Origin of the sequence: Shinella sp. S4-D37, from assembly GCF_040812195.1 — a bacterium.
Classification (GTDB): Bacteria; Pseudomonadota; Alphaproteobacteria; order Rhizobiales; family Rhizobiaceae; genus Shinella.
Genome location: NZ_JBFNXL010000005.1, coordinates 251054 through 270298 on the forward strand (window position 1 = coordinate 251054; position 19245 = coordinate 270298).

Genomic DNA, 19245 nt, shown 5'->3' on the forward strand with positions numbered 1-19245 from the left:
GGCTTACGCCCCCGCGGCGAGGAACCGCCGGAGCTGATCGAAGCGGTTGCGGCCGAGGCGGAACGCGATCTGCGTTTCGACCAGGAAGGGGTGACGGGTGATGTGCAGGCCCGCGAGCCAGCCGATGGCGGAAAGAACGGCCGAGGCGGCGAAGGTGAGGAGAGCCGACTGGGGTTGTTCGTTCAGCGCCAGCAGCGCGATGGGGCCGGCGAGGGCGAAAAGCGTGACGACGGCGCTCGGCGCCAGCGCCGAAATCAAGGCGCGAAACGAGAAGGGCACATGGCGGTGCACGAAGGCGAAGGCGACGACCATTTGCAGCGGCAACGCGATGAATTGGCTGAGCGCCATGGCAATCACCCCGTAGAGGCTGGCGGCACAGAGGATCGAGGCGGCAAGCACCCGGGAAATCAGGCTGGCGAGGAAGGAATCGCGATTGTGCCCCAGTGCCAGCAGAAGCGGCCCGGTGACGATCGCCGGCACCCAGAAGACCGCCGAGAGCGACAGGATGCGCACGACCGGAACGGCTGCCTCCCATTGCGGGCCGAGCACGATGAGCACGATTTCGGGCGCCATGAGGCCGACCATCAGCGCGGCCGGCCAGTAGAGCACGGAGAGATAGGCGAGTACGCCGAAATACGTTTTCTCGATGTCCTGGCCTTCCCGCACGGAGTTTGCCAGCGCCGGAAAGGCCATGCTGTAGAAGGCGGACATGATGATGCGATCCGGCACGCCGCACAGCGCGTTCGACCGGTTGTAGAGCGCCACGGATGTCATCGACGTAAGCCGGCCGAGGATCAGTTGCGGCACGGTCTCCTGGATGCGCTCCACCATCAGCGCCGCGCCCTTGAACACGCCGAAGGCCAGCACCTCGCGCCAGCGCGTAAGGTTTGGGCGAAGGAATTGGCGGATCGGCACCGGCGAGAATGTGAGGGAAAGACCGGCGAGCATCACCGCTCCCGCCAGCATGCCCCAGGCAAAGCTGATCGGCCCGAAGCCGAGGGCGGCAAGCAGGATGGTCGTCGCCCCGCTGACCAGGGAAACACCGGTACGGATGCCCGCGAGTGCGCCGAAACTGAGGTTGCGGCGCAGGATCGCGACGACGGGCTGGGCGACCGCCTCGGTGAGGCCTGCAATCGCCGCCAGCAGCAGGAAAAACGAGAGATCGGGCGTGCCGTAGAACCGGGCGATGACGCCCGAGGCAAGGCCGAGAGTGAGCGCGACGACGGTGCTGCAGAGGACCTGCAGCGTCAGCGACGTGCTCAGCGCCGCCCGGTCGATGGCGTGGCGCTGGATGAGGAATTCCGCCGTGACGAATTCGCGCGTGGAAAAGGCGACCACCGCGATGGCAAGGCCGGTGACGGCCTCGCCGATCTCGCCGGGCGTCAGGATGCGCGCCACGGATGCCAGCACCGCGAAACTGATGATGAGCGCGAGATATTGCTCGAGCGAGGCCATGAGATAGGCGCGGCGAACCATGCGGGTCACGCTTTCTGGTATCGGCAGGCCCGGCCTGCCGGCGGGTTTATGTTCTCACCGTCGTGCGGTGCCGGAGGGGCTGTTCCTGCAACACGTTTGACAGCAGCAATTCCTCCTGCCGGGCGAGCGCCTGCCGGATCGATGCATTGTGCCGCTCGATCGCCTCGCCGGCGCTGTCCAGATCGGCAAGGGCGTCGCGCACCTGCCGGATGAGGACGGTGACGTCGAAATTCTCGATATGCTGGCAGAAGGCGCCGCGGCCGAATTCCGCCATCAGTTCGTCGTTCTTCTGCGCATAGCCGAGCGAAAAGGTCGGTCGGCCGGTCTTCAGCGAGCAGAGCAGGTTGTGGTAGCGCGAGACGATGGCGACATCGACTTTCTTCACTTCCTCCATCACCTCTTCCAGCGAGGCCGTGCGTGCAGCCGAGACGAAGGCGTGGCTTGCGCCCGCAGGGCGGGACGGCAGGCCGTTGCAGATGTCGTCGAGTGTCTTCTCGTCCGCCTTGTCGCCCATGAACAGATGGACCCGATGTCCATCCTCCAGCAGTCGGATGATGACCGTCGAGATCTTGTCGATATAGGTGCGATAGATCGCGTCACCGTCCGCCTGGTTGCGCTTCCAGCCGCGATAGAGCATGACGCCGATGCCGATGGCTGCGTGGACCGGCCGGCGGTCCCGGACGGGATCGCGCACGGGGGTGCGCAGGCTGAAGGCAAGATCGGGAAAGCGCAGGTCCCGCGAAACGTCGACGCCCATGTTCCTGACATAGTTCAGGGAAAAATCGTCGCGATAGGAACGGTATTGCGCCATCTGCACCGCCGCCTTCAGGAAGCGGCGGCTCAGCGCATTGTGGATCGGCCCCGCGCCGATGCTGACGAAGGCGATGCGGATGCCGCGCAGCCGGGCGGCAAGGCACCACCAGAAGAGGATGAACGGCCAGCCGAAGGGCGTTTCCTGGAAATCGTCGAGGATGCCGGTGCCGGGAATGACGAGGATGTCGGTGCCCGCCAGCGCGTGAAAGATCGAGATCATGCCGCCGAGCCTGGCCGGCAGACGCCAGAGCCTGCTGCTGCGGGTCGCGCGCTCGAGCGTTTTTCCGCGGATGCTGACGACACTGAGCGAGAAGTCGTTGCGGACCTTCGCGGGATTGGAGCAGATGCACAGCAGTTCGGCTTCTGGGCGGGCCCGGTGCAGAAAGCGGACCATGGCTTCCAGCGAGCCGTCATTGCCGGAGTTTCCGGATCCGAACTGTCCCAAGAGGCCGATCTTCATCCGTAGGTCCCATCCGGAGCGCGATAGCGGCCGGATTATCGCGCCCGCAGAGAGGGTGGAAAACGTCGCTCTTCGTCCCCCGGCCTCATCCGGAAGGAGTAGGGCGATGGGGGGCTTTTGCAAAAGAGGGTTGCAGCGGCCCGAAGGTGCGGATTCCAAAGCCGCCCCCGAGGCTTGAGAACAGGGGAATGGAGGTGGCCATGAAGCTTGCCTATTTCGTCCTCCCGCATCTCGGCGGCACCTATACCGTCTTCAGGCAACTGCGCCGAGGATTAGCACCTTATGACGTGGACCTGCGCTGGCTCGGGCTCCGCCACGAGGCTGGCGCTTTCGATCCGGCGCTGGCGGAGGAGGCGGCGCTGGGCACCAGCCTCGATATGGCCAGTTTTCCGGACGAGCGGGAGATGGTCCGCCGCCTTGCGGATATCCTTCTGGCGGAAGGGTTCGACGGGGTCGTCGTCAATGTGCTCAGCGATCGGGTCCAGACCAATATCGTGCGTTATCTGCCGCCGGAAATCCTGCGCTTCATGGTCGTGCACACGATCACGCCCGGCACCTATGCCGCCGCGTGCGCGATAGCGCCGCATGTGCACGCGACCATCTGCGTCTGCCGGCGGGCGCGTGACGATCTTGTCGAACGCCACGGTTTTCCGGCCGGCCGCATTCATGTCATCCCGAACGCCGTTTCGCTCGACGATTTCCAGCGCGAGGAGCGCGCGGCACGCACGGAAGGACTTCGCCTGTTGTTCCTCGGCCGCATCGACGATTCGTCCAAGGGCGTGCTCTGGCTTCCCGAGATCCTCGCCCGCGCGCCGGATACCGCAACGTTGACGGTCGTCGGCCATGGCCCGGATCTTCCGCGCCTGCAAGCCGTGCTGCCCGCCTCGCCGCGGATCACTTTCCTGGGTGCCGTCGGTCCCCGGGCGGTGCCGGCGCTGATGGCGAGGCACGACATCTTCCTGATGCCCTCACGCTATGAGGGATCGCCCATGGCGCTGGTGGAGGCGATGGCAGGAGGCTGCGTGCCGGTCGCCTCCGCCCTTCGCGGCGTCACGGACATGGTCGTGGACGATGGTTTCGATGGCCTGCTGTTTCCGGTCGGCGACAGGAAGAAGGCGGCCGATCTGCTATGCGCGCTGGACGGTGACCGCTCCCGCCTCAGCCGGTTGTCCGCTGCCGCCCGCGCAAAGGTGGCGGGGAGTTTCACGGTGGCGCGCATGGCGATGCGTTATGCCGAGGTGCTTCGCCGGACGGCGGCGAACCCGCCGCCCACCGCGCCGGCTTTGCCGATCGAAGCCTGGTCGCTGCCGCAGGGGCTGCGCCCGGGCCTCAGGACCTATCTCCCCCGTCCGGTGAAGAACTGGCTGCGCCTGGTTCTCGAGCGGCTGCCGGTCTGACGCCATCCGCCGAAGGAGAACGCCATGCATCCCGTCCGCCTCGCCCTTAGTGCCTGCCTCCTGGCCTGTCTGCTTCTGCCGGGAAGCGCGGGCGGGCAGGGCTCGCGCTTTCCCCTCGCCATCGCGCCCGATGGTCGGTATCTCCAGGACAATGCGGGAAAGCCATTCCTCATCACCGGCGATTCTGCCTGGTCGATGATCGCGGAGCTTTCGCCTGACGAGGCGGAATTCTATATCGCCGACCGGAAGGCGCGCGGGTTCAACACGCTGCTGGTCTCGCTGATCGAGCATCAATTCGCCCGCAACGCCCCTCGCAACATCGAAGGCGACGCCCCCTTCCTCGAACCGGGGAATTTCGCGAAACCGAACGATCGCTATTTTGCCGCGGCCGAACGTATCCTCGACAAGGCCCTCGCGGCGGACATGCTGGTCCTGCTGGTCCCGGCCTATATGGGCGCCAATGGCGGCCCGCAGGGCTGGTATGGCGAAATGGCCGCTGCCGGGCCCGACGCGCTCAAGGCCTATGGTCGTTATCTCGGCAAACGGTTTGCCCGCTACCCGAATATCGTTTGGGTGCAGGGCGGCGATTATGATCCGCCGGACAAAGCTCTGGTCGAGGCGCTGGCGGCCGGGATCGAGGAGACCAGCCCCGGCGCCCTCCAGACGGTGCACGGCATTCGCGACACGGTGACGGACGTCTTTTGGGGCGATGCCGGCTGGCTGAAGCTCGACACCGTCTATACCTATGAGGACACGGCCACGGCCACGCTGGCGCGCTATCGTTCCGGCCCGCGCCGGCCGTTTTTCCTCATCGAATCCCGTTATGAAAACGAGCATGGCGTCGGGGCCTCGGAAATTCGCAAGATGGCCTATGGCGCGCTGCTCTCCGGGGCGAGCGGGCAGGTCTACGGCAACAATCCCGTCTGGCATTTCAGCGGGCCGGGGCTTTTCGACGCTCCCTCGGACTGGCGGAAGGCGCTGGCGAGTGACGGCGCGCAAAGCATCGGCCATCTCGCAGGGCTTTTCGCTGATCTGGATTGGTGGCGGCTCAGGCCCGCCACCGCCTTCGGGGCGAAGGGGTTGCCGACGGCGACGGCGATTTCCGCCCTTGCCGAGGATGGATCCTTTGCCGTTGCCTATCTCTACGATGCGACGTCCGTGGAGATCGACAGGCGCGAAATCACGGCCGTGGACCCGATCGTCGAATGGTACGACCCTTCAACCGGCCGTCTCCGCCTTTCGGCCACGCTGGGTGCAGACGACCGGACGCTACACCCCCCATCCCTGCACAACGCTTCGGGGGCCCGCGACTGGCTCCTTCTCGTGAGAGGGCGTCGGTGAGGCGGTCACTGGCCGGCTATGCCCATTTCGATCTCGCTGTCGCTCCAGCCTTCGCGCCGGTAGCGCAGAAAAAGGTCCGCCAGCGTCGCGGCGCCCTTGTCGGCCTTTTCCATCGCCCCGTCGGTCGCGCCCTGTTCATGCGGGCAGGCGGTCTTGCGCTGCTTTTTCTTCTCCATGAGAGATACCTCCATCCGCAACAGGATGAACCTTCCGGCCGGATTCGAAAGCCGAACAAGAGGAGGAGAGGCGGCGCCCGGCGTACCACCTTGGGGGAAGCGGGCGTAGGAGGAATACACAGAGACCCGGAAGGCGAGTTCAGGGGTGCCTCCGGGTCTCCACCGCGCCGGCAAGGATGGGGACCTGGGGATGCCGGTGCAGCTCTGCTCAGCCGAATTTCTGACGGGGCCAGATCACTGAACGGTTCCTATCGTAGGGTTCCGGCCCGGTGAGGCAACGCGGCTGAAAGGGTCTCAATCCTCACCGAATGGCTTACACGCGCAAGTTTATCGACGTGAAAAGCGAAAGGCCGGGCATACGATCCCGGCCTTTGCAATAGGGCGGGCCCGGTCCATCCGCGGTGCCCGACTGCCCTTGAGGGTAACGCAATGCCACCGGGAGACAAGCTCGCTTTAGGAGGTAGGTTCATGCTTTCGGAGAGGATCGACTTGCCGGCGCGGATGCGTCAATCTTGGCCGCTGCTGGAGGGCAAGCCGATGCGCCTTGCTGGTCTTTTCGCCATTTTCGCCGCCTTGTCCGCCGTCACCGGCGCCATGGCACAGGAGGTCGGCGGCCCGGATGTCCCCAGAACCCTGCAGGAAGATGCGCAAAAGGAGATCGCGCGCCTGCGCGCCATCATCCGCGAACTCGAAGGGGAGATTTCGGACCTCCGGAAGGCGGGCGCGGCGCCGGAAACCTCCGCGGAGAAGGCAGACTTCAAGGGCGTTTGGGTGGGCAACGTTTCCTGCGGCCGACGCCAGTTCACCATCACCTTTTCCGTCAGCGAACAGTTCGGTCGGGTCGGAAAGGGCAAATGGGAATTTTCCGGCGCCGCCACCGGTGTCGATGACGCGCAGATCAGCCCGATGCCGACCGAAGAGACCCCGACCGCCTACACCATCGTCACCGCCAAGGCGAATACGTTCGATTATATCGTCGCTGTCGACGGCAACACGATCACCGGCAAATCGACCCAGCAAAGATGCCAGCTCTACCTCGAACGAGGCTGAGGGTTCGCAGAGTATGGGAGAGGAAGCAGGGGAGCCTTCGCTCCCGGGCGGCCTGCCCGCCGGGACATGCCCGGCGAACGGCCGCCTGTCTTGCATATTCCGGTTATGCCGCGCTCATGTCCGCCCATACCGCCTCGAATACGTGGCCGTCGGGATCCTCGAAGGCCCGGTTGTAGAGCCAGCCCATGTCGACGCGCTCGCGAATGTCGGCCTTGCCGCCGGCGGCGGCGGCCGTCGTGGCGATGGCGTCGACATCCTCTCGGCTGTCGCGGGACAAGGCGAGCAGAACCTCGCTCGTCGCACGGGCGTCGGCGACCGTCTTCGGCGTGAAGGTGGCGAAATAGTCGTCGACTAGCAAATGGAACGTAATGGTGTCGGACCAGACCATGCTCGAGGCCTGGTGGTCGCTGAACTGTTCGTTTCTCTTGCACCCGATCGCCTCGTAGAAGCGGGTCGCGGCGGCAAGGTCCTTCACCGGCAGGTTTATGTAGATCGTCTTCGTCATCGCGGCTCTCCATTGGATGTCTTGTGCATCGGCTTGCGGTCCGGGGCTCCTTCGCGGATTGCCCGTCGGACGAGATGTCTTGATGAGAAGATATATATGTCGGATTTATCTTCTCGTCAAGATAAATATCTTCTTGTCGAGATATCTCGTTTGCGGCACAGGATGTGTGGACGAGCGATAGCAGGGCGAAGGAGGCCGGCATGGCGGCAGGAACGATGCAACACGAAAATCCGGCTGAGGGCGACCATGTCGATCGCCTGCGCGGGCAATGGGCGCGTGAATTGCCCGACGTCGATACGGAGCCGATGGGAATCCTGGGCAGGGCGTCCCGCCTGACGAACCTGCACCGTATCAGCATGGAGGCGATATTTGCGCGGTTCGGCCTCGACCGCGGCGAGTTCGACGTGATCGCCACCCTGCGCCGTTCGGGGCCACCCTATCGCCTGACGCCGACGCAGCTATATACGTCGCTGATGATCTCCTCCGGCGGTCTCACCCACCGGCTGGACAGGCTCGAAAAGGCCGGGCTCGTGCGCCGGGAGAAGTCGGAGCAGGACGGGCGCAGCCTGCTGGTGGCCCTGACCGACGCCGGCTTCTCGCGCGTCGAGGAGGCCTGCCGGGCGCATGTGACGAACGGCTTCGCATTCCTCGAGGCCCTGGATGCGACGGAGCGCAGCGTGCTTGCCGGGCTTCTGAGGAAGCTGCTTGTCGACATCGAGGGCAGGTCCTAGCGACCGGACCGGCGTGCAGCCTGGCAATCCCGGGATCGGATGCTCGACTTGAAACGTCGCCTGAACTATGGTCGATCGGCGTCTCCACGAGGGCTAGATACCATCCTTTCCTACATGCTTCGCCGCACCGCCATTCTCGTGCTGTCGGTCGTCATTGCCGCCGTCATCCTGTTCGTTCTGCTGCGCCTCCTGCCGGGCGACCCCGCCAATGCGCTCGTTTCCGTCGGCGCTGACGCCGCGCAGATCGAGGCCGCGCGCAAGCAGGTCGGTTCCGACCTGCCGCTTCTTGAGCAGTTCCTGCGCTTTGCCGGTAGCCTTGCCCGCTTCGATCTCGGCAATTCCTTCGTCAGCGGCGCGCCGGTGCTGGCCGAGATCGGCAAGCGCCTCGTCGTCACCGTGCCGCTGACGCTGCTGGCCTTCGCCGTCGCCATCGCCCTTGCCGTGCCGCTCGGCATTCTTTCCGTCGTGCGGCAGAACCGCTGGTACGGCGGGCTGATCGCCGTCGTCTCCCAGTTCGGCATCGCCGTGCCGGTGTTCTGGATCGGCATCCTGCTGGTCACGGTCTTCGCGGTGAACCTCAGGCTGTTTCCCTCCGGCGGCTTCCCCTCGCGCGGCTGGCAGACGCCGGGCGCGGCCTTGCAGACCCTCGTCCTGCCGGTCGCCACCATCGCCATCGTCATGTCCGCCGGGCTGATCCGCTATGTGCGCTCGGCGACGCAGGACGTGCTGGGCAGCGACTACCTGCGCACCGCCCGCGCCCTCGGCGCCACCTTCTCCGAGGCGCTCATGCGCCACGGCATCCGCAACGGCGCGGTGCCGGTCATCTCCATCCTCGGCATCGAACTGGCCTCGACGCTGCTGGGCGCGGTGGTGGTGGAGCGGGTGTTCGCCCTGCCGGGTCTCGGCTCCATGCTGCTGCTCGGCATCGAGCAGCGCGACTATCCCAACGTACAGGGCGTGCTCTTCGTTTCCACGCTGCTGGTTCTTCTGGTCGGCTTTGCTGCTGATCTCCTGCAAAGGCTCGTCGATCCGCGCCTGCGCGGCCGGGTCGCGGGAGGCGGCGCATGAGCGGGCAGGGAACGATGGCGACCGATAGCGGCGGCGCGCAGAAAGTGTCGCTCCCCTGGCCGCTGGCGGTGGGCGGGTTGCTCGTCGGCCTGCATGTGGCCGTCGCGCTGCTTTCCCTTTTGTGGACGCCCTACGGGGTGGGGGACATGGCGGGCGGACGGCTCGAAGGGCCGTCGCTTGCCCATTGGGCCGGCACCGACCGGCTCGGCCGCGATCTCATGACGCAGATCATGATCGGCTCGCGCATCGCCCTTCTCGTCGGCTGCGGCGCGGTGGCGCTGGGGGCGCTGATCGGCGTCTCCATCGGGGTGCTCGCCGCTTTCGCCGCACGCACGCTCGACGACGTGCTGGCCGCCGGGCTCGACATCCTCATCGCCTTCCCGACATTGCTGCTCGCCATGCTGATCGTCGCCTCCAGCGACGGGGCGAGCCTTGCGACGGCGATCCTTGCCATCGGCATCGCCGGCTCGGCCATCGTCGCGCGCCTGACGCGCATCCTGTCCAAGCGGGTGCTGGCGATGGACTACATCACGGCCGCGCGGGTCGCCGGAACCGGCTGGCCGGGCATCGTGCGCATCCATGTCCTGCCGAACATCTGGCAGATGCTGATCGTCAACTTCGCCCTGCAGTTCGGGCTTGCGGTCATTGCGGAGGCATCGCTCTCCTATCTCGGGCTCGGTGCGCCGCCGCCGAATGCCTCCTGGGGCCGGCTGCTGCAGGAGGCGCAGGCCTCCGTCTATACCGCGCCCTTCGGGGCGATAGCCCCGGGCCTCGCGCTGGTCTCGCTGGTCATCGGCCTCAACCTCTTTGCAGACGGCCTGCGCGACGTCGCCGACCCAACCCGCAGGAGAAGCCGGTGACCGCGCTGCTGTCCGTCGAAAACCTGGAGATCCGCACCGCCGCGCGGGTGCTGGTCTCCGGCGTCTCCTTCGCGCTTGCGGCGGGCGAAAGGGTGGGGCTCATCGGCGAATCCGGTTCCGGCAAGTCGCTGACGGCGCTCGCCGTGCTCGGCCTCCTGCCGGAGACGATGCGCGTGTCCGGCTCCGTCCGGCTCGACGGCCACCAGGTCGTCGGCGCGCGGGACCGCGATCTCGTCCCGCTGCGCGGCCGCAGCGTCGCCGCCGTGTTCCAGGAGCCGATGACCGCGCTCGACCCGCTGATGCGCATCGGCGACCAGGTGGGCGAGGCGGTGCGGCGGCGGGCGGCGCGGGACGGTGCCGGGCTTGCCCGGCCGGCGGTCAAGGCCGCGGTGCTGGATCTTCTGGAGCGCGTCGCGCTGCCGGAGCCGGCCCGCATCGCCCGCGCCTTTCCGCACGAGATTTCCGGCGGCCAGCGCCAGCGCGCCGCCATCGCCATGGCGCTCGCCTGTCGGCCGAAACTTCTGATCGCCGACGAGCTGACCACGGCGCTCGACGTGACGACGCAGGCCGAGATCCTCACCCTGCTGGAAACGCTGGTGTGCGACGAGGGCATGGGCCTTCTCTTCATCAGCCACGACCTGCCCGTGGTGGCGGCCATTGCCGGGCGGGCGCTGGTGATGCGCCAGGGGGAACTGATCGAAGAGGGGCCGGTCGGCACGCTCTTCGACCGTCCCGCCCATCCCTATACGCGGGGGCTGGTCGCCGCCGCCCGCGCCTTCGACGAGGCCCTGGAGGCCGCCCTATGACGCTTCTCGATCTTGCCGGCGTCTCCTTCGGCTATGCGAAGGGGATCCCGGTGCTGCACGGCATCGACCTCACCGTTTCGGCCGGCAGCAATCTCGGCATCGTCGGTGAATCCGGCTCCGGCAAGACGACCCTGCTGAAGCTGCTGCTGGGCCTGGAGCGCGTCTCCTCCGGCGCGATCGCGTTCCGCGGCGCCCCGCTGGAGACGGGCGACCGCGCCTTCATGCGCGGGTTTCGCCGCAGCGTGCAGGCGGTCTTCCAGGATCCCTATTCCTCGCTCGATCCGCGCCAGCGGGTCTTCGACATCATCGCCGAGCCGCTGCGCTCGCTGAGGATCGGTACCGATGTGGGAGAGGCGGTCAGCCGGGCGCTGCGCGACGTCGACCTGCCGGCGGATGCGGTACGGCGCTATCCGCATGAATTTTCCGGTGGCCAGCGCCAGCGCATCGCGATCGCCCGGGCGATCGTCGCCGATCCCGGCCTCGTCATCGCCGACGAGGTGGTGAGCGCGCTGGACCTGACGACGCGCACCCGCATCATCGACCTGCTGCGCACCCTGTCGTCCCGCACGACCTTCGTCGTCGTCTCGCACGATATCGCCCTCGTGGCGCTATTGTGCGAACGGCTGGTGGTGCTGGAAAAGGGCCGGATCGTCGAGCAGGGCGCAACGCGCGACATCCTCGCCCGTCCCGCCCATCCCTATACGCAGAAGCTGCTCGCCGGCACGCCGCGCATGCCGAAGCGGGCATGAGGCCGGCCGGTCCTTTCAACGGCGCGGCGCTCAGGCCTCGCCCAGCGCGACCAAATCCCGCGACAGCCTGTTCATCGTCTCGGCGCCCGCCGGGGTGATGAGGAACTGTTCCTCGATCATCAGCGCGCCGAGCCCGTCGGCATAGAAGGGCGCTTCCAGCGCGAGCACCATGCCGGGCTCGATGAGGATGCGGTTGCCGTGCGAGAGGAAGGGCCATTCCTCGATGCCGGCGGCAGCGCCGACGGAATGGCCGAAATGCCCGCGGTAATACTCATGGAAGCCATGCCGGCGCATGGTGGACAGCATCGTCTCGTGCACATGGCCGAAGGTGTTGCCCGGCCGCAGGGCCGCCACGCCCGAAAGGAACGCATCGAGCAGCGTCGCGTAGATATCCAGGGCGAGCGGCGAGGCCTTGCCCCAGACGAAGGTGCGCGCGCCGTCGGACGAATAGCCGCCGACGAGGGTGCCGACGTCGGCCTTGATCAGGTCGCCCTCGCCGAGCGTCGCCGCGGGGTTCCGCAGGTCGGGGCCGATGGAGATGTAGTCCCAGTGGCCGGTAAGCCCGTAGCCGCCTGTAGCGGCGGCTTCGCGCGCGCCGGCAAGCCAGGCGTCGGACAGCGCGGCGACCCGCACGCCGGGGCGGGCGGCGCGCATGAGGCTTTCCAGCCCCGCCTCGGCGCAATGCGCCGCCTGCCGCAGGCGCTTGATCTCGCGGGCATTCTTGATGAGCCGAAGCCGCCGGAGAAGATCGGAGGCATCGCGCCATTCCACGCCGGGGATTGCCGCCTTCAGTGCCGCGAAATCGGCGGCGGGCAGGAAATCGAGATCGGCTCCGAGCACGGCGTTCGACAGGCCGCGCTCGGCGAGGATGTCGGCGAGAAGCCGGAAGCAGGCCGCCTGGTCGAAGGTTTCCGGACGGGGGCCGACATTGCCGCTTGCGCGATAGGCCGCGTCGACATCCGCGATCGTGCCGGCCTCCCCGACCGTCACGCCATCGATCCAGATGCGATGGGTGCGGAGGTCGATCGTTCCGGCAGGCCTGCCGGCGGCGTGGTCGCTCATGACGGCGGCGAGCCGAGCGGAAGCCTCTGCCGGGACAACGGCGATGGCCGATCCGGCGCGGCCCCACATGGTCGCGACGCCGGCCGCAAGGCCGGTCGCATAGCGAAACGCTTCCGGGCGGAATAGCACCATGCCGTCCAGCCCTTCCGCTGCAAGCAGGGCTTCGGCCCTCTTCCGGTCGATGTCGCCCATCGGTTCCTCGCTTCATTCCGTGCGGCCTGTTTCGCAGGCGCGAAAACTATCCACGGATTTTGTTGCCGTTGGAAGGCAATTCCTTTTAATTTCCGTAAATTGGAGCGGAAGCGCATACCTTTGCCCCGTCAGGATCAATACTATCGTCGTGACGAAGGCACGCGAGCGCGGCCGCATCGAAACAGGAGAACGAGATGAGTGCTATCACCCCCCGCAGCAGCCGGGCTCTGACGGCGGCCTTCGCCGTCGCGCTCGCCATGGGCGTTTCCGGTTCTGCGCTGGCCGCGGACGTCGATCCGGACGCCACGCTCAATATCGGCTCGCTCTACGAGCCGCAAAACCTCGACAACACCGCCGGGGCCGGCCAGGGCATCAACGAGGCCTTCAACGGCAATGTCTACGAGGCGCTGTTCCGCCTGACAGATGCGGGAACCGTCGAGCCGGTGCTGGCGAAGGACACCAAGGTCAGCGAGGACGGCCTTACCTATACGTTCACGCTGCAGCCGGGCGTCACCTTCCATTCCGGCGCGCCGCTGACCGCCGCGGACGTGAAGTTCTCCATCGAGCGCGTGACCGCCGAGGCCTCCAAGAGCTCGCGCAAGAACAGCCTGAAATCCATCGCCGGCATCGAGACGCCAGACGATGCGACCGTCGTCGTGAAGCTCGCCTCCCGCTCGATCTCGCTGCCCTATAACCTGAGCTATGTCTGGATCGCCAATGACGAGGCGACGGATTTCCAGGCGAAGGAAGACGGCACAGGCCCCTATGCGCTGCAGGAATGGCGCCGCGGCTCGTCGCTTTCGATCGCCCGTTTCGACACATACTGGGGCGAGAAGCCGAAGAACGGCGAGGTCGTCTTCCAGTATTTCACCGAGGCGACGGCGCTCAACAATGCGCTGCTCACCGGCTCGGTCGATATCATCACCTCCGTGCAGAGCCCGGATTCGCTGGCGCAGTTCAAGGACAATCCGGAATTCACGGTCAGCGAGGGCAAGTCGACGACGAAGCTGCTGCTCGCCTATAACGACCGCGTCGCACCCTTCGACAATGTCAAGGTCCGCAAGGCGCTCGCCCGCGCCGTCGACGACGAAAAGCTGCTGAAGGCCGTCTGGGGCGACTACGGTACGCTGATCGGCTCCTTCGTGCCGCCGACCGATCCCTGGTATGTCGATCTCACTGCGACCGATGCCTACGATCCGGAAAGCGCCAAGACGCTGCTCAAGGAGGCCGGCTATCCGGACGGCTTCACCTTCACCATCGACACGCCGAACTACGATCCGCATCCGATCGCCGCGCAGTTCATCCAGAGCGAGCTCGCCAAGATCGGCGTGAAGGTGGAGATCAACGTCATCACGGCCAACGAGTGGTACACGAAGATCTACAAGGCGCACGACTTCCAGGCGACGCTCCAGGAGCACGTCAACCACCGCGACATCGTCTTCTACGGCAACCCGGACTTCTACTGGGGCTACAACAACCCGAAGGTTGTGGACCTGATCAAGCAGGCCGAGGCCAGCGCGACGGAGGACGAGCAGACCGGGAAGCTGAAGGAGGCCAACACGCTCATCGCGGAAGACGCGGCCAGCAACTGGTTCTATCTCTATCCGCAGATCGTGGTGTCGAAGAACACCGTCGCCGGCTATCCGCTCAACGGCCTGAATTCGCAGTTCTTCGCCTACGGCATCACCAAGTCCGAGTGACGCGCTTCACATTGGGCGCCGCTCAGGCGGTGCCGCCGACGATGGCGTAGGCGGCGGCACCTTGCGAGCGGGCGATGACGATATGGCCGTAGGGCGCGCGCCATTCGCTGTGGACGTGACTGTTCTCGTCGATATCGAGGCTCGCGCTCGCCCGTCCGTCCTCCTGCCGGAACGCGATGGGCCGGCCGTTCACCGTCAGCCAGAGCAGCGGGGCCGCGCTGTACGCCTCTATCGACAGGCGCTGGCGTCCGTCGCCGCCGGACGTGATCGTAGCGGCCAGCCTGAGGTCGGCGGCATCCGGCGGATGGGCTCCGGCGGCGTCGGGCAGGTCCGCAAGCTCGGGCGTCCGCGGCGGTGCGGTGCGGTAGGCGCCGGTCCTCTCGAAGGCCGCGGCACAGGCGATGAGCGCCGTGTCGTCGAAGGCCCGGCCGGCGAAGGTCAGGCCCGCGGGCATGCCGATATCGGCCAGCATGCCCATCGGCACGGTCACGGTCGGAATGCCGAGATGGCGGATCGCCAGGTTGCCGTTGGCGACCCAGGTGCCGTTGCGCCAGGCGAGATCCGCCGAGGCGGGGTTCACGTCGGCATCGGCCGGGCCGATATCGGCGACGGCCGGGAAGATCACCGCATCGAGCTCCAGCCGGTCCATCCAGTCTTCCATATCGATGCGCCGGGTCTCCTCCAGCCCGCAAAACCCCTCGGCAAGGCCCGGTATATCCTCGAACGCGGCAACGGGATGATCGCGCCGGTGGGCCGGATAGGCGGCGAGGGGATCGTCGAAGCCGTGGTAGCGGTCGGGCAGGCTGCCTTCCGGCGCGGGAAAGATGCGCGTGCCATCGACATCGGCCAGCCGCCGTAAGGTGGGATCGGCGTTGGCGGCGAGGAAATCGTCCCAGGCCCAGGCGGACAGATCGAGGATCTCGCGGCGAAGATAATCCGGGCTGACGAGGCCGCGCGTCGCGATGGTCGGCGCATCCGGCCGGTCCGCCTCGTAATTGCTGACGACCGGGAAATCGGTGACGACGACCTCGGCGCCCGCCGCCTCGATCGCGGTGCGGGCCTGCGCGCAGAGCGCGATCATCGAGGCGCGGGTTTCGATCCGCCGGCCGGTCGGGCCGCCGATCCCCGGTGTGTCGCCGGTGCCCGCCCCGGCATCGGCGTTGATATACATTGCCGGCAGGCCGAACCGCTTGCCGGCAAGGCTGGCCGTCTCGGCGATCGCGACATAGGAGGGCGGGCGGACATCGGAGGCTTTCGGGATTTGCATCCAGGTCTGGCTTCGCCAGAGATCGCCGCGGCTTTCCGGGTCGTCGGCGACGATGATGTCGAGCAGTTCCAGCATGTCCGCCATCGAGCGGCTGTGCGGCACCACGACGTCCATGGTCGGCACAAGCGGCCAGTTGCCGCGCACGGAGATGACGCCTCGGCTCGGCGTATAGGCGCACAGGCCGTTGTTGGCGGCGGGCGCTCGCCCGCTCGACCAGGTCTCCTCGCCGAGCCCGAAGGCCGCAAAGCTGGCGGCGGTGGCGGTGCCGGACCCGTTCGAGGAGCCCGAGCCGAAGGCGGCCGTCAGCCAGTTCTCGTTGTAGGGCGATTCCGCGCGCCCGTAGACGCCGCGCTGCATGCCGCCATTGGCCATCGGCGGCATGTTGGTGAGCCCGATCAGCACGGCCCCCGCCGCGCGCAGGCGGGCGATCGCGAAGGCGTCGTCGGTCGCGACCAGGTCGGCGAAGGCGGGCGAACCGGCCGCGACGCTCAGCCCTTTGACCTTGTAGCTGTCCTTGGCGGTATAGGGGATGCCGTCGAGCGGGCCGAGGCTTTCGCCGCGCGCACGGCGCACATCCGAAGCACGCGCCTCGCTGAACATATCGGGATTGAGCACGGGCACGGCGTTGAGCGTCATGCCGTGCCGATCGTAGCAGGCGATACGGTTGAGATAGGCCGCGACCAGGCCGACGCTTGTCGCCTCGCCCGCCCGCAGCGCTTCGCGCAGTTTGCCGATCGACGCTTCGACGACCTTCATCGATGCCCTCCCAGGCGCTCGTTCCGATGCTTCCAGTCTTCACCCCGGGCCGGGCCGGCGCAAGCCCTCGGCGCCGTCAGACTTCGAAGACGTCGTCGAAGGATTCCGGGAAGGTCTGGCGGGCGGCTTTCTCGTTGATGACGAGCAGGGCTTCGTAGGAGAGCGGGTCGAAATCCTTCCCGGCGGGCAGGACCTCGCGACCGAAGAGAAGGTTGAGCCGTGCGGCGTCGAGATTGCCGCGCTCGAAGGGCTCCGCGCCGAAATGATGCCAGAGCGCATGGAGGAAGGCGGCATCGATGCGGTACTCGGCCGTGCCCGGCCGTGCCCGTCGCGGCAGGGCCTTGATCGGCGTCACGCCCCGCGGATTGGCGCGCCTGATGGTGAACTGGACGCCCGTGCCCGGCATGCCGGACGGGAAGCCGCGATGTTTCGTCATGTCGGGCGCGTTCGCCATCCGTCTCTCCTTCTTGCAGCCCCTTCTAGCCGATCCGGCTCCATCGCGAAACCTTAGAAAGGCGAGCCGGGCGGAGAGGGTCGGCAGGTCGCGCCTTGCCGCCGTGACCTTGCAAAAGAACGACCCGGGAGCGCCTCGTGTCGCTCGACCGGGTCCCTGTGCGAGCGGTGCGGCTTGGGGATCGCATCCGCCCGCGCAGTGTCTCCCGTCAGCGAACCGGCGGGAGGACGCTGCTGCGCTCGCGGCAACGGGCGAGCGCTTCGTGCAGGATGCGCCGGGCGCGATAGGCGTTGAGCGGAACGGGCTGGTTGTGCCGGCGGACCCAGTCCAGCCGGCTGTCTATATCCTTGATGGCGCGGGCGAGACGCTGGGCGGGTGTCAGGTCGTTGGCCAGACGATGAAGGGTCTGCATGGGCATGAAATGGCACCTCGAATCGGCTCCCTCATGGAGCGAGGCCACGTTTACCCAGCCATTCGCAGGGGCCTACCTACTTTTGATTGTATGGCCCACCCGACTCCGCGAAGGGTAAACGACCGGTTACCGGCTGTGCCGGAACGGGCCATCCCGCTGCGGGTATGCGTGGAATGATTTCCCCTGTATGGTCCCGAATGGGGATTGTCTTTGCGGTCGATATCGTGATTGAATTTCAAAAATGGCATCGATGCACGCGCGTGCATGGGGCGCCGAGGAAAATCGTGGAAAACGGGGAACTGGAATGAACAGGGAAAACATCACCGTACGCGTTCGCCCGCTGCTTGCCGGCGTGGCCTTTTCGTTGTTGCTTGCTTCGGGCGGCATGGCGCCGGCCTTTGCCGAGACGCCGGCCGACACGCTGGTGCAGGCCTGGGCGATCGACGACACGATCACGCTCGACCCGGCCGAATCCTTCGAGCTGAGCCCCGCCGAATTCCTCGGCAACGGCTATGACATGCTGGTGCGTCTCGATATCGACGACACGACCAAGGTCAAGGGCGGCATCGCCGAGAGCTGGGAGGTGTCCGAGGACGGCCTGACCTATACGTTCAAGCTGAAGCCGGGCATCAAGTTCGCCTCCGGCAATCCGGTCACCGCCGAGGATGTCGCCTGGTCCTTCGAGCGCGTCGTCAAGCTCGACAAGAGCCCGGCCTTCATCCTCACCCAGTTCGGCCTTAACGGCGACAATGTCACCGAAAAGGCCAAGGCCGTGGACGAGGGCACGTTCGTCTTCACCGTCGACAAGGCCTATGCGCCGAGCTTCGTGCTCAACTGCCTCACCGCCACAGTGGGCGCCGTGCTCGACAAGAAGCTCGTCATGGAGCACGCCGAAGCCAGGACGCCGAGCGACGACTACAAGTACGACACGGATTTCGGCTATGCATGGTTGAAGACCAACTATGCCGGCTCCGGCCCGTTCAAGATCCGCGACTGGCGCGCCAACGAAATCCTCGTGATGGAGCGCAACGACAACTATTACGGCGAGAAGCCGGCGCTCACCCGCGTCATCTACCGCCATGTCAAGGAAAGCGCGACCCAGCGCCTGATGCTCGAGGCCGGCGACATCGACGTCGCGCGCAATCTCGAACCGGGTGATCTCGAGGCGGTTTCCAAGAATGCCGACCTTGCCACCACCAGCGCGCCGAAGGGTACGGTCTATTACATCAGCCTCAACCAGAAGAACGAGAACCTTTCCAAGCCGGAAGTGCGCGAGGCGTTCAAGTATCTCGTCGACTACGATGCGATCGGCGCCACGCTGATCAAGGGCATCGGCGAGATCCGCCAGACCTACCAGGCCAAGGGCGTGCTCGGCGCGCTCGATGCGAGCCCCTACACGTTCGACGTCGCCAAGGCGAAGGAGCTTCTTGAAAAGGCGGGCCTGAAGGATGGCTTCTCCGTCACCTTCGACGTGCGCAACACGCAGCCCGTGACCGGGATTGCCGAATCCTTCCAGCAGACCGCCGGCCAGGCTGGCGTCAAGGTCGAGATCATTCCCGGTGATGGTAAGCAGACGCTGACCAAATACCGCGCCCGCAACCACGACATGTATATCGGCCAGTGGGGCATGGACTACTGGGATCCGAACTCGAACGCGGAAGCCTTCACATCGAACCCCGACAATGGCGACGAGGCCTCGGTCAAGACCCTGGCCTGGCGCAACGCCTGGGACATCCCCGAGCTGACGGAAGAGGTGAAAGCGGCGCTTCTGGAGCGCGACAACGACAAGCGCGCCGAGATGTACGAGAAGCTGCAGCAGCAGGCGCTGGACACGAGCCCCTTCGTCATGATCTTCCAGCAGACCGAAGTGGCCGGCATGCGCGGCAACGTCAAGAACTACAAGCTCGGGCCGAACTTCGATACGAACTTCCTCGCGCCCGTGACCAAGGACTAAGTCTGAAGGACCGGTC

18 protein-coding genes are annotated in these 19245 nt (G+C 66.3%); 10 read left to right on the forward strand and 8 right to left on the reverse strand.

From position 1 onward, the window contains the following. Nucleotides 1-3 precede the first annotated feature (3 nt). Nucleotides 4-1476 (reverse strand): oligosaccharide flippase family protein, encoded by a 1473-nt coding sequence (locus AB3G45_RS08700; RefSeq protein WP_367833541.1) that lies wholly within the window; start codon nucleotides 1474-1476, stop codon nucleotides 4-6. A 46-nt stretch (nucleotides 1477-1522) separates the two neighbouring features. After that, entirely contained in the window at nucleotides 1523-2749 is a 1227-nt protein-coding gene (locus tag AB3G45_RS08705; RefSeq protein ID WP_367830168.1) for a polysaccharide pyruvyl transferase family protein, read from the reverse strand. Between the two features lie 200 nt (nucleotides 2750-2949). Between AB3G45_RS08705 and AB3G45_RS08710 the strand changes: the two genes are divergently transcribed. Together AB3G45_RS08710 and AB3G45_RS08715 are read left to right on the forward strand one after the other, a co-directional pair. Beyond that, nucleotides 2950-4146, forward strand: coding sequence for a glycosyltransferase family 4 protein (locus AB3G45_RS08710; RefSeq protein ID WP_367830169.1), 1197 nt, complete (start codon nucleotides 2950-2952; stop codon nucleotides 4144-4146). Between the two features lie 24 nt (nucleotides 4147-4170). Beyond that, nucleotides 4171-5487: a DUF4038 domain-containing protein gene (locus tag AB3G45_RS08715; protein ID WP_367830170.1), complete on the forward strand. Its 1317-nt coding sequence runs from the start codon at nucleotides 4171-4173 to the stop codon at nucleotides 5485-5487. 5 nt (nucleotides 5488-5492) lie between these two features. Here AB3G45_RS08715 and AB3G45_RS08720 read toward each other — a convergent pair whose 3' ends face one another. Then, a complete protein-coding gene (locus tag AB3G45_RS08720; protein ID WP_367830171.1) occupies nucleotides 5493-5663 on the reverse strand; it encodes a hypothetical protein in 171 nt (56 codons plus the stop codon). 468 nt (nucleotides 5664-6131) lie between these two features. Between AB3G45_RS08720 and AB3G45_RS08725 the strand changes: the two genes are divergently transcribed. Beyond that, nucleotides 6132-6713 carry a hypothetical protein gene (locus AB3G45_RS08725; protein WP_367830172.1) on the forward strand — a complete coding sequence of 194 codons (582 nt, stop codon included), beginning with the start codon at nucleotides 6132-6134 and terminating at the stop codon, nucleotides 6711-6713. A 103-nt stretch (nucleotides 6714-6816) separates the two neighbouring features. On the opposite strand, the gene AB3G45_RS08730 is transcribed toward AB3G45_RS08725, so the two are convergent. Beyond that, on the reverse strand, nucleotides 6817-7218 hold the full coding sequence (locus tag AB3G45_RS08730; RefSeq protein ID WP_367830173.1) for a VOC family protein: 402 nt from the start codon (nucleotides 7216-7218) through the stop codon (nucleotides 6817-6819). A gap of 200 nt (nucleotides 7219-7418) precedes the next feature. Here AB3G45_RS08730 and AB3G45_RS08735 point away from each other — a divergent pair, with 200 nt between their 5' ends. The 5 genes from AB3G45_RS08735 (at nucleotide 7419) to AB3G45_RS08755 (ending at nucleotide 11432) form a co-directional block, all read left to right on the forward strand. Continuing rightward, nucleotides 7419-7949, forward strand: a complete 531-nt coding sequence (locus AB3G45_RS08735; protein ID WP_367830174.1) for a MarR family winged helix-turn-helix transcriptional regulator — start codon at nucleotides 7419-7421, stop codon at nucleotides 7947-7949. Between the two features lie 114 nt (nucleotides 7950-8063). Continuing rightward, nucleotides 8064-9017, forward strand: coding sequence for an ABC transporter permease (locus AB3G45_RS08740; RefSeq protein ID WP_367830175.1), 954 nt, complete (start codon nucleotides 8064-8066; stop codon nucleotides 9015-9017). Next, nucleotides 9014-9877 carry an ABC transporter permease gene (locus AB3G45_RS08745; RefSeq protein WP_367830176.1) on the forward strand — a complete coding sequence of 288 codons (864 nt, stop codon included), beginning with the start codon at nucleotides 9014-9016 and terminating at the stop codon, nucleotides 9875-9877. The genes AB3G45_RS08740 and AB3G45_RS08745 overlap by 4 nt, the downstream gene beginning before the upstream one ends. After that, nucleotides 9874-10683 carry an ATP-binding cassette domain-containing protein gene (locus AB3G45_RS08750; RefSeq protein ID WP_367830177.1) on the forward strand — a complete coding sequence of 270 codons (810 nt, stop codon included), beginning with the start codon at nucleotides 9874-9876 and terminating at the stop codon, nucleotides 10681-10683. The genes AB3G45_RS08745 and AB3G45_RS08750 overlap by 4 nt, the downstream gene beginning before the upstream one ends. Next, on the forward strand, nucleotides 10680-11432 hold the full coding sequence (locus AB3G45_RS08755; protein WP_367830178.1) for an ABC transporter ATP-binding protein: 753 nt from the start codon (nucleotides 10680-10682) through the stop codon (nucleotides 11430-11432). Before AB3G45_RS08750 ends, AB3G45_RS08755 begins: the two co-directional genes overlap by 4 nt. A gap of 30 nt (nucleotides 11433-11462) precedes the next feature. On the opposite strand, the gene AB3G45_RS08760 is transcribed toward AB3G45_RS08755, so the two are convergent. Further along, on the reverse strand, nucleotides 11463-12686 hold the full coding sequence (locus tag AB3G45_RS08760; protein WP_367830179.1) for a M24 family metallopeptidase: 1224 nt from the start codon (nucleotides 12684-12686) through the stop codon (nucleotides 11463-11465). A 194-nt stretch (nucleotides 12687-12880) separates the two neighbouring features. On the opposite strand from AB3G45_RS08760, the gene AB3G45_RS08765 reads away from it, so the two are divergent. Next, on the forward strand, nucleotides 12881-14386 hold the full coding sequence (locus tag AB3G45_RS08765; RefSeq protein WP_367830180.1) for an ABC transporter substrate-binding protein: 1506 nt from the start codon (nucleotides 12881-12883) through the stop codon (nucleotides 14384-14386). 22 nt (nucleotides 14387-14408) lie between these two features. Here AB3G45_RS08765 and AB3G45_RS08770 read toward each other — a convergent pair whose 3' ends face one another. From AB3G45_RS08770 to AB3G45_RS08780, 3 genes are all read right to left on the reverse strand, one after another. Continuing rightward, complete coding sequence (locus tag AB3G45_RS08770) at nucleotides 14409-16409, reverse strand: amidase (protein WP_367830181.1); 2001 nt, start codon at nucleotides 16407-16409, stop codon at nucleotides 14409-14411. A 76-nt stretch (nucleotides 16410-16485) separates the two neighbouring features. Then, the gene (locus tag AB3G45_RS08775) at nucleotides 16486-16863 is read right to left on the reverse strand and encodes a hypothetical protein (protein WP_367830182.1); all 378 of its coding nucleotides are present in this window, start codon (nucleotides 16861-16863) and stop codon (nucleotides 16486-16488) included. Nucleotides 16864-17071: 208 nt separating this feature from the next. Beyond that, nucleotides 17072-17281: a hypothetical protein gene (locus AB3G45_RS08780; RefSeq protein WP_367830183.1), complete on the reverse strand. Its 210-nt coding sequence runs from the start codon at nucleotides 17279-17281 to the stop codon at nucleotides 17072-17074. Between the two features lie 298 nt (nucleotides 17282-17579). Between AB3G45_RS08780 and AB3G45_RS08785 the strand changes: the two genes are divergently transcribed. Next, the gene (locus AB3G45_RS08785; protein ID WP_133033711.1) at nucleotides 17580-19229 is read left to right on the forward strand and encodes an ABC transporter substrate-binding protein; all 1650 of its coding nucleotides are present in this window, start codon (nucleotides 17580-17582) and stop codon (nucleotides 19227-19229) included. The last annotated feature ends 16 nt before the right edge of the window (nucleotides 19230-19245 follow it).